Below are 13446 nucleotides of genomic sequence, written 5' to 3' on the forward strand. Positions count from 1 at the left end.
GTACATCCAAGCTTATTTCACCGGTTTGACCGGTTTCCTGTCTTTGAAAAAAAGAACGGCGGCCCGTCGCGTAAGCCAGAACACGAACGCTTCGGAGACAAAGGTCCAATACCAGTCCCACAGACGGACGTACCGAATCAACAGCGTATATTTTTGGATCATATATTCGGCTATCGTCAATGCGGAACAGAACAGCACATAGTAGCCGATTCGCTTCCAGACCGGTGCGCCTTCCGGATACCGCGCAGTAAACAACGCGCACAGGACCGGCAGCGCCAAGTATTCGAAGATAAGGCTCGTTCGGTTAACTTGATGCAATTCCCGCACCGGGTATTCGATGAGCCCGAGCTCAACCACCAGCAGCCCCAAAATCCAAGCCGGCAGACCCGCAAATAGAAATACGAAATTCGCCTTTAATCGCTGTCCCTTCGGAATAAGCCAAATGATGCCAAATGAGATCATGACGACGGTAATTAATATTAAACGTTCCAGCCAATACATAGGACACCTAGCTTCTCAACGCTTCAAATTTCCCGTGAAACCAATTCACGTACCGATAGACGAGCGCATATTCCAGCCCTACGATTAGCGTCACCGTCAGGGCGTTGATCGACAAAAACCCCACGGTATTCGTATACCGGGAAAGCATCGATTTAAAAAAGCCCCATGGTTACCGCGAATATCGCGTAGTGCATCCATTTGCGGCTTCGTTCCCTCTTGTGAGGCGCCAGACCGGTCTCCGCTACTTATACTGTTGTCACCGCTCCGTCATTTTATTCAATTTTTTTGGAAATAAAATGAAGAGTGACTCGCGAATAATCCCGGTTTTTGGAAAAAATACAGGTATTTTGGCCCCTTTCTCCCCTAACCTGGTTTCATGCTTGTCCATGACGGGTAAATACAGGGTACTCGGTTCCACAGCGGTCCTCAGGGATCAAATGAGGGCGCCGAAGTTTCTATCGAAGGAGTGTTCCGTATGTCCCGTAAAAAAACGCTGCCGTCGATCGCCAAACCGTTTGCCCATGTGCACAGCATGCTCGCTGTTGTAGGCTTTACCGAATCGTCCGCTAAAGAAGGCACCGTCTACGAACTGTCGTTTCGCGACCCTGTGACATTGAAGGAATATCCGTTTCGCGTTTACGCGCATACCCTGGAGAACGGGATGACGCACATCAATTTGAACGAAGCGGCCTTTGCGGCCCGGGGCTATGTTCCCGATTCCGTGGCGGACGCAGCTGATGACATTATGCTCGATCTCGCGCAATATTTGGAGAATGGCCCGGTCAAGAAGAAGTCGGCGTCGACGTCGATTGAACACGCCATGAACGGGCAGATGGCAGGCAATGAGGAAGATGTCAAGCGACTGGGCCATGTGATGGCCAAGATGCCGACAAACGCCCAAGTGCGCGAGAATGGTATGATTCCCGACCCGATTCAGTAATAAGCATTGTTGTACACGCACGCCAAGAGCCTCCGCCGGATGGAATTCGGTTTCGGGGGCTCTTTTTGCAGTTCGTCCACCTGCACAAAAGTGTCGAAGCTTGCGAATACATTAAACAGACGCCTGAAACGTGCGTGGAACAGTTCAATTTTACGCCAGTATGGCGCATCACATATAGGGGGCAGATCTATGAAACCACCCCAGCAACCCGACTCAACGCCCCACACGGGCCAATTGCGGAATGACTCGCCGGCGCGAACGATGCGGGCGACCTGGCGCTCCGCCCGTGACAAGGACGCCGGTACCGCGGTGCAGGCCGAGGCAGCAACCGGGGCGCAGCGCGGCAAGGCGGCCCGGGCGGATGCGGGCGCGCCTCGCGACAGCGGCCCGGCCGAGGCGGGCGACGCTTCTATGGCCGGGTGGCAGAGGCCGCTCGCCAGCCCATACCATCCGATCCCTGTCGCCCCACGCAGACGGTACCGGCCATGGTTGTGGGCGGTCTTGTTCGGCCTGCTGCTTGGTGCGCTCGGTCTGGGGCTCGCTTCGGCCTGGATCAGCGGTCTCGATATCAGCAAGCTGGAGCATCCGCTGCCTGAAGCGAGCTTCGTGCTCGACGCAAGCGGCCAGCCGGTTTCCGAGCTCTCGTCGTCCAAAATCGAGCCGGTGCCGCTAGCGCAAATGCCGAAGCATTTGCAGCACGCGATCGTCGCGGTCGAGGATCGGCGCTTCTACGAGCACCGCGGCTACGATCTGCGATCGATCGCCCGCGCATTGATGCGCGATCTTCAATCCGGCTCTTTCGACGAAGGCGGCAGCACCATCACCCAACAGCTGGCCAAAAATATGTTCTTGTCCTCGGACAAAACGCTAACCCGTAAAATAAAAGAGCTCGGCTACGCCATAAAAATACACTTCGCCTACAGCAAGGACGAGATTCTCGAGCTGTATCTGAACAGCATTTATTTCGGTGAAGGACAGTGGGGCGTCGAGGGGGCCGCCCAGCATTATTTCGGGAAGCCGGTGAACAAGGTGACGCTGGCCGAAGCCGCGCTGCTCGCCGGGCTTCCGAAAGCCCCTTCCCGGTATTCACCGGTCAAGCATCCCGAGGAAGCATTGACACGACGAAATCTCGTATTGTCCTTAATGAAAGAGCAGCAGCTGATCGAAGCGGCCGATTACGGGCAAGCGGTTGCCGAACCGATCCGGCTGAAGGCGGAAAGCGGCGAATCGCTGAAGGGGAAATTTCCGGCGTTCGTCGATTATGTGATGGATGAAGCGGAAACGAAATACGGCTTCACCGAGCAGCAATTGCTGACGATGGGGCTGCGCATCCATACGACGATGGACCTCACTGTGCAGCAGTCGGCGGAAGCCGTATTCGCCCGGCAAGAGCTATTACCGGCAAGCCCGGATCAGAAGCTCGTCCAGGCGGCCGCCGTTGTGCTCGAGCCTGCCAGCGGCGCCGTGCGGGCTGTGATCGGCGGACGGGGCGAGCAGACGTACCGCGGCTTCAACCGCGCCACCGAGCTCAAGCGCCAGCCGGGCTCGACGTTCAAGCCGCTGGCCGTGTACGGACCCGCGCTGGAACACGGCTATACGCCCGACTCCATGCTCTTTGACGGCGAGCTCGATATCGGCGGCTACCGGCCGCGGGACTGGGACGGACAAACCCGCGGAGAAGTGTCCTTGCGCGAAGCCGTCACCCGCTCGTGGAACATTCCCGCCGTCTGGCTGCTGAACGAAATCGGCCTGAATACCGGGCTCGATTATTTGAGACGGTCGGGCATCACGCTGCCGGCTGCCGATAAGCATCTCAGCCTGGCGCTCGGGGGGCTGTCCGAAGGCGTCTCGCCGCTGCAGATGGCGCAGGCCTACGCCGCCATCGCCAACCAGGGCGTCATGCAGGAAGCGCATGCCATCACGCGCATCACCACCAAGGACGGCAAGCCCGTGATCGAGGCGCACCCGCAGCGGACGGACGTGACCGCGCCGGTCCATGCGTATACGCTGCGGACGCTGCTGCAGGAAGCCGTCACGTCCGGCACAGGCCAGGCCGCGCTGCTGAACGGGCGGCCAACCGCCGGCAAGACGGGAACAACCCAGCTGCCGGCGACGCAGGAGTTCGCCGCGGTAGGCCAGAACGGCGCCAAAGATGCATGGTTTGTCGGGTTTACACCCGAATTGGCGGCCGCTGTCTGGGTCGGGTACGACCAAACCGACCGCAACCATTACTTGACGACGTCGGGAGGGGCCGTGCCGGCGACGCTGTTCAAGGAAATGATGACCCGCGCTTTGCAAGGGGTGCCGGTGAAAGATTTTCCCGTACCGGAAGAAGTGCAGCGCGGCATCGAGCAGGCTCGCAAGCAAGCGGAGGATCAAGAGCGTGAAAGACAGAGAAAGTCGGAGGAAGATATAGAAAAGCCGGATAAACGTGACTACAGGTTTTTCGAGAATAAATACGACCGCAAAGAGGACAAGAAAAAAAACCGCAAGCACGACGACGATGACGATTAAGCCGCACTTCCTCCCGCATACCGAAAGCCCCTTACCCTTACGGCGAGGGGCTTTCGGTATGCCCCCGTCACCCGGCGGGAAACCTATTTGCGTTCCCTGTGGAACGGAATAACGAATCGAGGGAGGCCCCGTATGAAAATCGAAACGAACCGATACGAAGTTGCTTCGCTGCCGCAAACCGACGAAGCCGTTCGTATCATTCGGCAAGCCGAATCGAAGCTCGCCGAGCTGACCGGCGATGAGATTACGCTTATCGCTTATGCACACGCGGAAGGAGGCGAACGGCATGACGCATGACGACGCCCCGGCGGCGCATCCGCATGAACCTGCCGTCGCCCCTGGCATGAACACGCACGATCCGCTGGAGGAGAAGGCAACGGAACAAGAGGTGCGGCAGGGGGAGTCAACGCCGGTCACCAGGCTGTTCGTGGACCGTACGCCCGACGATTAATTCCCGCCACCGCCTACCCGAATGAGCCCGCCCGGTGACTCCCGGGCGGGCTCTCGTATTTGTCGCCAGCTTGGCTTGACTCCGTCAGCGAGCCTATTCCGCAAATAGCGGACTATGGCTCGCTATTCACATCTTCTTCCGGCCTGTCATCCGAACATCGTTCGAATAAGGCAACATCATTCCATTCTCTCCGCAGGACGCCTTCCCCCTCGCCCGATCAAGCGCCATCCCTCCACTTTCTGTGCAAGCGTCCCCGGCGCGGACAAACGGGCCGCCGCTTAGCCCGTCCCCCGCCGCCTTCTACACCCGCTCCCACCGGTTCGAGTGCTTCTGCAGCATCGGATGGGCCGAGTAAAATTCGCCGCTGCCACCGGCTATGAACATGCGCACTTTTTTGATCCACGGCTCGAAGCTCTCGTAACCGGCCAGCCTGCCGGCCATCGCTGCGCTCACATACACGAAGTACGGGGAGGCGTACTTTTCCTCCAGAAACCGGAAGGCCGTGTCCATCGGCGTATATTTCTTCCGCTTGCCTTCGAACCGCTCAATCGTCCAATCCACGCCCGATTCAGCCTCATCCAGCAAAGCTTCCAGCGCGTCCACACGCCGGTAGTAAGGCTCGACCGGCTCTTTCTCCATGCGGCGCACGGTCTCTTCATGCAGCGGATAAAACACCAGCTTCGCGATGCTCCGTTCTTCGGCCAACCGAAGAAGCGGCTGCAGCTCCTGCAGCGAATAGTCCGCGAAGCTGTCGTACACCCACAAGCTGCCGCGCTCCGATTCCCGCGACTTCGGGGGTTCGTAACCGAAAGGCACCTTCACGTTTTGCTTGGCCATCGCCATCATCCTCCTCGGGTTTCGAGCGTTGGGGATCTTTTTGGTTTAGTATACCATGCCAGGCATCCGGCATTCGCCTCCGAGCCGCGGCCCGCCCCGCCTTTGCCCGCAGTCAGGAAGCATATTTTGCAAGCAGGCTGCGCACGTTAATAATCGAAGTCCGATCCTATGGCGAGAAAGGAGGATCACGCCATGTCCGAGAACAAGAAGCATCAAGGCAACTACGAGGGCACCGCTTCCATGTCCGCCGAGAATCAAGATTTGGAGTTCGTCAACGATACCGTAGAAAATGTGAAAACCACGAAAAATTTACCCGGCGCGACGCAAAAGGAAAAGAAATAACCGCGCCCGGCCGTCCTGACGGCTGCACCGAAAACAACCGCAAAACGCCGCCCTTCGGGGCATGGCGTCTTGCGGTTGTTCGCCGTGCTTGCCGGCCTCGGCGGCATGGCCCGCTGGCTGCGCGGCCGCCTTCAGGCAGCCGGCTCACCGCCGGCTGCCGCCGGGGCTCCCAAGCTCCAGCCAGGCGTCCCGCACCGGCTGCCAGGCATCTCGCTTCGCTTCGAAGCTCATCGCCCGGGCCGGGCTGGACGACGGCAGCGTCCGGTACGTCCTGCCGTCGCCGGCCGGCAGCTTCGGGCGGACATGCCGCCGGAACAGCTCGGCCGCCGCGCTGCCGTTAAAAAACACATGCCGGATGCGCGGATGCATCCCGAACATCGCGGCGAAATCGTTCGCTTCCGGCTGGCGGATCGCCGCGTCCAGACTGCCCTCGCGCTCGCAGGTGCGCAGCACGTCCCACAGCGCCACGCCGCGCGATAGCGCGAACTGTACGCGCGCTTTATAGTCCGCATCCGGCTCGCCGCCGTCCAGCAGCGCATACAAGAGCCGCCAAAAATGATTGCGCGGATGCCCGTAATACTGGCCTGCCAGCAGCGAAGCTTCGCCAGGCATCGAGCCAAGGATCAGGAGACTCGACGCGTCGTCGGCGAAGGGCGCCAGCCCGGTAAGGCGGGGGCTCCCCAACTGGGCATGCGTCCGGTCCATGGCTCCGGGCTCGTCCCCGGCGGGGCCTTGCCGCGGCTGCCCGCTCCCGGCTTCGCCGCGTGCCGGTGACAGTTTCCCGATCCCGCTCTCCGCTTCGCCGTCTCCGCAATCCTTCACCCGAATCCCCTCCTTCCATCGGACTTTCAACAGATTTCAACAGACTTTCATCCGAGCTTCAACGGAGTTTCAACCGGCATCAAGCCTATCGTCCATCCGATGCTTCCAGCCCGCCCGCTTGACGCACTTTAGCCGGCCGCATCGGTAAGTTCAGCACCAGCAGCCCGACTACAAAAATCGCAGCGCCGCCCAATATGTACTCCGTAATCGGCTCCCGAAAAAATAAATACGACCATAAGATCGAAAACAATACGCCGCAATTGCTAATGATGACGGCTACCGGGAAAGAGACTACGCGGAGCGCCTGCGAGAACCAGTAAAAGCTGAGGCCCGTAATAACCCCGAGCAAGGCCAGCGCCAAGATGGGGTACAAGCCGACCGGGCCCGTTAAGGATGCCTGGAACGGAAGCGGAAGCGCCATCAGCAGCGAGCACCAGAGAAACACCGAGAAGTTCATGTTGCCCGCATCCATCTCCTTGATCAGCATCCGCTGGCTTAACACGTGAAACGCCGTTCCCAAGCCCGAAATCGCGTAAAGCACCGTCGTCCACGCCCCTCCCTGCAGCAGAAGCGCGAGCGGCAGCCCGTTCCAGCTGATCAGGAGCACTCCGGCAATACACAGAAGCGCTGCCGCCCAAGCCCGGACCGTCAGTTTCTCTTTTAGCCAAACGGCGGAAACGACCAGCAGAATGATGGTTTGTATCGGCGTCACCAAAATATTTCCGTAAGAATACCCGATAGATAACGCGATATTTTCAAAAAAATAATTGCAGCACTTCCCCGCCGCCCCCAGCCAAATCCACTTCATATCGAAACGAATTTTGATTGGATGCCTTTTGATCCACAGAAATCCGCCCAGGAACACAACGCCCAACGCGAACCGCATGAACGTAATCGTCATGCTATCCAGCATCATCGAGGCCGTCTTTACCAGTATACCGACGAAGCTCCACGACAGCGTCGCGAGCAGCAGCAGCACGTATCCCACGCCATAGCACCTCTTCCCACTTTAAGCAACAGCCTCATTGTAGCATATTTACTTCAGTCACCCCGCTGCTTTTCTTCGCCCGCCGCAATAAAAAGGAGCCGCCAAGGCTCCGGCCAACCGTATGAAATTCCCCTGCATGCGGAGCGCTCGCTATTCGCCGCAAACTTTGGATGTGTAACCGCAAAGTCGACGAATAAGATCCCCTCGCCTGCTTGCCTACAAAGCTCCGTCTTGTCCGGAATTTCTAGTCAACGCAGGCAGATCCGACGCCAAAGCGCGCTCCAAATACGGATCGGCATGCAGAAAATCCCGAAAACCGGCATACTCCGCCGCCAGCTTTGCCCCTTCGTCCGGCGAGAGCGCGGCGGCGTTCTTGACGGCGCGGATAAGCAAATTTTTGGGCGTGTGCTCCAGATCGATGAACTCCAGCAGCTGCGTCTTATAACCGGCCAGCTCCAGCAGCTTGGCGCGCATCGCATCGGTCGCCAGCGCAGCGAAACGCTCCTTCAGGATGCCGTGCTGCAGCAGCGGCGCGAGAGCCTCGCTCTTGACTTGACGGAACAGCTCGTGCTGGCAGCAGGGTACCGACAAAATAACGGACGCTCCCCAGCGGACCGCCTTGTCGAGCGCGGCATCGGTCGCCGTATCGCACGCATGCAGCGTAACGACCATATCGACTTGACGCAGCTCGTCATATTGGGCGATATCGCCCACCAGGAAGCGGAGCCGGTCGAAGCCGAGCTTGTCCGCCAATGCGCCGCAGAACGCGATTACATCCTCTTTCAGATCCAGGCCGACGATGCGCAAGTCCATTCCCCGCATCTCGTGCAGGAAGTGGTACAGCGCGAACGTCAAATACGATTTGCCGCAGCCGAAATCGATGATGTTCAAGGTTCGTCCTTGCGGCAGATGAGGCAGCACGTCGGCGATCATCTCGAGAAACCGGTTGATCTGCCGGAACTTGTCGTATTTCTTGGCCAGCACCTTGCCTTCGGCGTTCATAATGCCGAGCTCCACGAGAAACGGGATCTGCGTTCCCTCTTCGAGCACGTAGTTTTTCTTGCGATTATGCTCCGGCGGCCTTGCCGTATCGGCCTTCTTGGTCGGCGGCTTGCGCAGCACGGCCAGCTTGCCCTTCTTGCTGAGCAGCGCCTGATAATCCGCCTCGACCGCTTGCAGCAGCCCTTGCCTGAAGTCGTCCGTCAGCCACTGGACGAGCTTGCCGGTCGTTTCCGCCGGGGATACGTTCTCGTGCTTCACCTTCGGCCCGAAGAAGGCGCTGAACTGGTAATGCAGCTCCCCCTTCAGCATGACGGGCTTCACCGTCACCTTCGAGCAGCCGTCCGGCTCGTTGCGGCGGGGCTGGCTCAATGTCGCTTGAATTAGCGTGTTTTCTCTGACCAGACGGTCAACAATCTCATAAAGCTCCTGCATAGGCTGTCGTTATCTCCATTTCCGGATGTTCGTCGTTACTCATTATACCCCGGATGCCCTTCCTTCGAAAACTTCACGGTACAACAGTCCCCTCGTCAGCTTATTTCGTTGCCTGCTGGTGAGTCTGCCGTATGCAAACCCTGACATTCAAATTCCGGTTGGAGGCATCCCGTCCCTCTTGCAAAAAGTCCGCCTGCTTCCGCAGACGGACTTGTTTCGCGGCCTGCCTGCCTTCATGCAGGCGGGTCGGTTAAGTTTCGGTGTCCCCTAGCTGTACCGAGAGATCAATTCTTTCAATTTAGACGCGACCGTTTGCGCACCGTAACGCAGCTCGCTGCCCGGAATCGTCAAGCGGACGAAGCTCTCATCCAGCCCCAGCTCTTCGGCAAACATGCCGCGTAAGCCTCTTGCCCGGCGGTCGATTTGGAGGAACAGCTCCAAGTCGCCGCCTTTCGGGAAGAAGAGCACCTCCAGCTCATCAAGCTTCCCGCGGAAATGCGTCGTCGGCACGAATTCGAACTCCTGCACGAACGGCAGTCTTCCGCCGAGGCGCGGCGCATACTCGTTCTCCACCTCGCGCAAGCGGAAGCCGAGTACATCCAGCGCGTCCAGTACCGTTTGCATCTCCTGGCTCGGCGTCACTTGAATATAATCGCGGTCGGTCGGGTTGACAGCCATCTCGATATCCAATCCGGTTTCGACCCATACCGGCGCGTTGCGCAGCGTAACCGGGGTTTGCTCCGGCAAGCGGAAGCTGAACGGAATTTCTTTGCGCTCATCCGGCCGCAGCAGGAACGCGTCCGTCAGCAGAAACTTGCCGATTTCGGCTTCCCGTGTAACTTTATGGTCGTTTTCCTCTTTGACGTAGCTTGTTTTGATATACAAATAAATACGGTCGACCTGCTGCTCCGTGCTCCCGCCCTGTACGCGAACGACCCCGCTGATTGCACCGCCCACACTCACCTGCGACGAATCCAATTCCGTATCCACCTTGGCGGATCCAATTCCTACGCTTGCCAGCATTTTCTTAAAAAAAGACATCGAGCAAAGCCTCCTCATCGTATATATCGAACGGCTGCCGCATGGACTGCCGATGGCCAACCTTAAACGTTCATACGAGCCACCCAAAAGTTGGTTTCACCCTTTGCGGCAGACTGTGCGCTTACACTTTTTCCAGACGCGGTATCCTTTGCGAACCGAATTCAACAAAAAATCGGGAAACTCCACACGCCGCACCCAAGGAAAATAAAAGCGATAGTAGGCGCGCTTCAGATCGTCCCACATCTCGCACGGCTCTTCTTTCAAAAAATCCGAAACGTCGACCACTTTCCCCCGGCCGTCCTGCAGCATCACATTTTTCCCATGTACATCGTGGGGATTCAGCCCTTGCTTGCGCGCATATTTCAACGCTTCGTCGATATCCTCGATCACTTGTCTTGGAATCGGGATCCCCCGGCGCATGCAGTTATACAAGGTGATGCCCGTCAACCGGCGCAGCACCAGATACCCGGCCCCCGCATGCAGGCATTCCGAGTACGCCGGATGCCGGCCCAGCCGCCGGTACACTTCCGCTTCCTCTTCCAGCCCCGGACGCCCCGGCGCATATACTTTCACTACCCAATCGGGCCAAGCCGGATGCAGCAGCACAGCCGCGTAATTACCGACGCCAAGCGTCCGCCAAGGTCCGGGCACCTCATACACGGTGACCGGTTCATGCTCCCGCTCGCTCGCAATGCGCAGCCCGGGGAGCAGCTCCTGCTCAATGCACTCGATCAAGGCCGCATGCTGCATCCGGTTGTCCTGTTCTCCCGCACGTATGCGTTTGCCCTCCTTCATAAGCGTACGCGTCTTCCTTTCCCGCCAATCCGCCTGGCGCCGTTACACGAATATCGTTCCTGCTCATTGTATCATACGTGCGAAATCGGCGGCAGTATGAAATCGGTGTATGGCCCATCGGTTAACGCCCAAGCCCCTTTGTCGAACAAGGTTGTAAGCGCAACCAACATTTCGGAGGGGGCCTCGCGATAAGACCAAAGACCGTTCGGTTCGCCTTGTCCTGAGTAGGGTAAGACGGGGAATTACTTCCCCGGACTCCCCGTCAAACCGTGCATGCGGATTTCCCGCACACGGCTTTCCTTCGTCAGTTCCCCATCTTCAGGAGCGAGTCGTCTTCACCCGTCACCGGGCTGCATATTTCACACCTGAATTAGAAACGTGTGGTGAGTAGGTTTGTTAGAAATACCATGCCAGCTTCTTCCAACGCTTTGTTCGGGATAAGCCTGTTTGAAACCGTAGACTTCTTTTTCCGCATGAAAGCTCGTACTCTCATGCGTGACCATTCGTCTAGCCGCTGAAACTTGCTCTTTACGTTCCCAATCCCAAAGTAATTTCCAAATCCTCGCGACACTTCATTCAGCTTCTTGATCATTTCCTCAAGGTTGTTCCCTTGCTGCCTACGGGTGATCTTGCGGACTTTATCTTTGTACTTCTTTACTTTGGCGTCCGGCAAGATGAGATAATTCTTCCAGAAGTCGAACCCCAAGAAGCGGAACCCTTCGTCGAAATGCACCACTTTCGTTTTCTCCGGATGCATCCGCAGCCGCAGTTCTTCTTCCAGTATCGTCCTCGCCGCTCTATAGGCTTCTTCTGCCTGTTCCATTGTCTTGCAAAGAATGACGGCATCATCCGCATATCTGACCACGGCAAAGCCTCTCTCCTTCATTCCCCAGTCGAAATGATTCAAGTACAAATTCGCAAGCAGCGGACTGATGACACCACCTTGCGGGGACCCGACTTCCGTTTCATGGAACTGGCCATCTTCCATGACTCCCGCGGTAAGCCATCCGCGAATGAGCGTCAGCACTTTCCCGTCAGTTATTCGTTCACGTACCTTTTCCACCAGCATGTCATGCGGTATTTCATCGAAAAAGGACATGATGTCGAGGTCTACCACATAGTCGTATCCGCCGCGTTTTGCTCGCCGAATCGTATGAATCGCTTGGTGCGCGGAATATCCAGGTCTAAAGCCAAAGCTGTAGTAGTAGAAGTCCTGCTCGAAGATCGGCTCTATGATTTGGCGTACCGCCTGTTGGCATACGCGATCTCGAATGGTGGGAATACCGAGCGGTCTTTGCTTCCCGTTGTCCTTCTCAATGTAATGTCGCAGAACAGGGTCGGGCTCATAACGCCCTTGTTGTAGCAACCTTTGGAGCTCCCGTAGGTTCATACCCACATTCTTCTCGAACATTTCGATGCTTACTCCATCGATTCCGCCGCTTCCTTGGTTCTTCTTGACCGATAGCCACGCTTCGTACAGATTGTCCATTTGGTATACTTTGTCGATCAAGGAGTAGTATCTTCGTTTCGGTTTCATTGGTGTTTCACCACCTTTACCGCTACTCACCAAGCTGATCTTGTCCTTGCTACAAAGATCGATTCCTTGCTTGTTCAGCCCTTCGCGGCTGCGTATTAGGCTTTCGCCAATCGCTTCAACCTCGCAGTGCGTACTCAGGTCGCCAGCAGTCCTATGTCCTTTGACATTCTTTCGCCATCGGCGGGACGCACCCTCTTGGCACTGCCCTTCTGTTTAAGGCGCTTACGATCTCCATTCACTCGAACTCACAGACTTTGACGAAGCACGTTCCCTTTGCCTCTGTCTTCCCTCTTTTGAAGTGGAAGCAGGTTATGCGACTCGCAGTTTTCAAAGCTTACAACCGCTTCAAAAAAAAATCCGCGCATACTCATCCGAGTTTTCCCCTCCAGTCTGTTACCAGCTTTCATCGGCTCGGACTTACTCGCTACTATGGAACGATCCGCCATCTCGCAGCCCGTCGGCTTGGCTTTCCCCTTTGGGTTATACCTCCCCTACCTTGCCCGCGTTTGCGTCAAGGAGACTACGAGACTTCCCTCGATCATCTGCACATTCTGTTCCATCCATCCTGACCCTAATCACGTCGATGAGCCTTGCAGGTCATATCCCTTTCGTGCTTTCCTGCAAGATATGCGCATTCGCACAGGTTTCCCCGTTTTCTGGGCGGGTCACCCAACATCGCCGCCACCTCTGGTTCACCGCATTCCGGGCTGGACTTTGCCTGTAGGCCCTTCAGATTCTCCCTCGCGAGAGACACCCTGCCAGTCCTTCTCCTTCCGGAGGTAGGACCTCTGCTTCGGCTACGGCACTTTAAAGGGTAAAGTTACCGAGTGGATTTGAACCACCTAGATTGTGCGACTGTGAGGCGCACCAAAAAGCCGCCGCGGCGCAAAGCCGCGGCGGCGGTCTCTTGGTCGATGACGGCGACGGTACGCCGAAGCCTCAGGACTCAGGATTGCGAAGGCTTCACGCTTTGGAGCGCCGCTTGGTCCTCTGCGAGCGACTCTTGCGCCAGCTGCATCGGCTGCTCTGCGTGCTCATGGCCGACGGCTTGCGCAATGGAGCGCTGCGCTTTGTCGACAGCCGTCTCGGCCTGCTCGATCATCTGCGCGGTCGGATGGGACTGGGCTTGCGTGACGGCATGGTGAGCTTTCTCCACTGAATTTTGCGCTTGGGAAATCGGATTTTGCGATTGTAAGCTGGAATCGTATCTGGACATCTCACACGCCTCCTTTCCACATTAATCG

Annotated in this window: 15 protein-coding genes; 5 read left to right on the forward strand and 10 right to left on the reverse strand. The window is 57.3% G+C overall.

Going from position 1 to position 13446, the window contains the following annotated elements:
- Nucleotides 1–12: 12 nt before the first annotated feature.
- Together ACZ439_RS12570 and ACZ439_RS12575 are read right to left on the reverse strand one after the other, a co-directional pair.
- Nucleotides 13–501 carry a CBO0543 family protein gene (locus ACZ439_RS12570; protein ID WP_464621050.1) on the reverse strand — a complete coding sequence of 163 codons (489 nt, stop codon included), beginning with the start codon at nucleotides 499–501 and terminating at the stop codon, nucleotides 13–15.
- A 7-nt stretch (nucleotides 502–508) separates the two neighbouring features.
- Complete coding sequence (locus ACZ439_RS12575; RefSeq protein WP_464621051.1) at nucleotides 509–649, reverse strand: hypothetical protein; 141 nt, start codon at nucleotides 647–649, stop codon at nucleotides 509–511.
- Between the two features lie 327 nt (nucleotides 650–976).
- Between ACZ439_RS12575 and ACZ439_RS12580 the strand changes: the two genes are divergently transcribed.
- From ACZ439_RS12580 to ACZ439_RS12595, 4 genes are all read left to right on the forward strand, one after another.
- On the forward strand, nucleotides 977–1441 hold the full coding sequence (locus tag ACZ439_RS12580; protein WP_155614939.1) for a hypothetical protein: 465 nt from the start codon (nucleotides 977–979) through the stop codon (nucleotides 1439–1441).
- A gap of 189 nt (nucleotides 1442–1630) precedes the next feature.
- The gene (locus ACZ439_RS12585; RefSeq protein ID WP_464621052.1) at nucleotides 1631–3955 is read left to right on the forward strand and encodes a transglycosylase domain-containing protein; all 2325 of its coding nucleotides are present in this window, start codon (nucleotides 1631–1633) and stop codon (nucleotides 3953–3955) included.
- Between the two features lie 132 nt (nucleotides 3956–4087).
- Complete coding sequence (locus ACZ439_RS12590; RefSeq protein WP_164751718.1) at nucleotides 4088–4252, forward strand: hypothetical protein; 165 nt, start codon at nucleotides 4088–4090, stop codon at nucleotides 4250–4252.
- Nucleotides 4242–4406 carry a hypothetical protein gene (locus tag ACZ439_RS12595; RefSeq protein ID WP_464621053.1) on the forward strand — a complete coding sequence of 55 codons (165 nt, stop codon included), beginning with the start codon at nucleotides 4242–4244 and terminating at the stop codon, nucleotides 4404–4406. Before ACZ439_RS12590 ends, ACZ439_RS12595 begins: the two co-directional genes overlap by 11 nt.
- A gap of 300 nt (nucleotides 4407–4706) precedes the next feature.
- On the opposite strand, the gene ACZ439_RS12600 is transcribed toward ACZ439_RS12595, so the two are convergent.
- Nucleotides 4707–5243, reverse strand: a complete 537-nt coding sequence (locus tag ACZ439_RS12600) for a hypothetical protein (protein ID WP_127605102.1) — start codon at nucleotides 5241–5243, stop codon at nucleotides 4707–4709.
- Nucleotides 5244–5435: 192 nt separating this feature from the next.
- On the opposite strand from ACZ439_RS12600, the gene ACZ439_RS12605 reads away from it, so the two are divergent.
- Nucleotides 5436–5585, forward strand: a complete 150-nt coding sequence (locus tag ACZ439_RS12605) for a hypothetical protein (RefSeq protein ID WP_164751720.1) — start codon at nucleotides 5436–5438, stop codon at nucleotides 5583–5585.
- Nucleotides 5586–5729: 144 nt separating this feature from the next.
- On the opposite strand, the gene ACZ439_RS12610 is transcribed toward ACZ439_RS12605, so the two are convergent.
- The 7 genes from ACZ439_RS12610 to ACZ439_RS12640 form a co-directional block, all read right to left on the reverse strand.
- On the reverse strand, nucleotides 5730–6407 hold the full coding sequence (locus ACZ439_RS12610; protein WP_464621054.1) for a DNA-deoxyinosine glycosylase: 678 nt from the start codon (nucleotides 6405–6407) through the stop codon (nucleotides 5730–5732).
- A gap of 85 nt (nucleotides 6408–6492) precedes the next feature.
- On the reverse strand, nucleotides 6493–7395 hold the full coding sequence (locus ACZ439_RS12615; protein WP_141334810.1) for a DMT family transporter: 903 nt from the start codon (nucleotides 7393–7395) through the stop codon (nucleotides 6493–6495).
- 216 nt (nucleotides 7396–7611) lie between these two features.
- Entirely contained in the window at nucleotides 7612–8829 is a 1218-nt protein-coding gene (locus tag ACZ439_RS12620; protein ID WP_464621055.1) for a class I SAM-dependent methyltransferase, read from the reverse strand.
- Between the two features lie 267 nt (nucleotides 8830–9096).
- On the reverse strand, nucleotides 9097–9870 hold the full coding sequence (locus ACZ439_RS12625; RefSeq protein ID WP_127605108.1) for a sporulation protein: 774 nt from the start codon (nucleotides 9868–9870) through the stop codon (nucleotides 9097–9099).
- 96 nt (nucleotides 9871–9966) lie between these two features.
- A complete protein-coding gene (locus ACZ439_RS12630) occupies nucleotides 9967–10665 on the reverse strand; it encodes a serine/threonine protein kinase (protein WP_372814180.1) in 699 nt (232 codons plus the stop codon).
- Between the two features lie 370 nt (nucleotides 10666–11035).
- Nucleotides 11036–12202, reverse strand: coding sequence for a group II intron reverse transcriptase/maturase (gene ltrA, locus ACZ439_RS12635; RefSeq protein WP_464620539.1), 1167 nt, complete (start codon nucleotides 12200–12202; stop codon nucleotides 11036–11038).
- A 946-nt stretch (nucleotides 12203–13148) separates the two neighbouring features.
- Nucleotides 13149–13418 (reverse strand): hypothetical protein, encoded by a 270-nt coding sequence (locus tag ACZ439_RS12640; protein ID WP_054798306.1) that lies wholly within the window; start codon nucleotides 13416–13418, stop codon nucleotides 13149–13151.
- Nucleotides 13419–13446: the final 28 nt, after the last annotated feature.

This window comes from Paenibacillus sp. JCM 9796, from assembly GCF_055379675.1.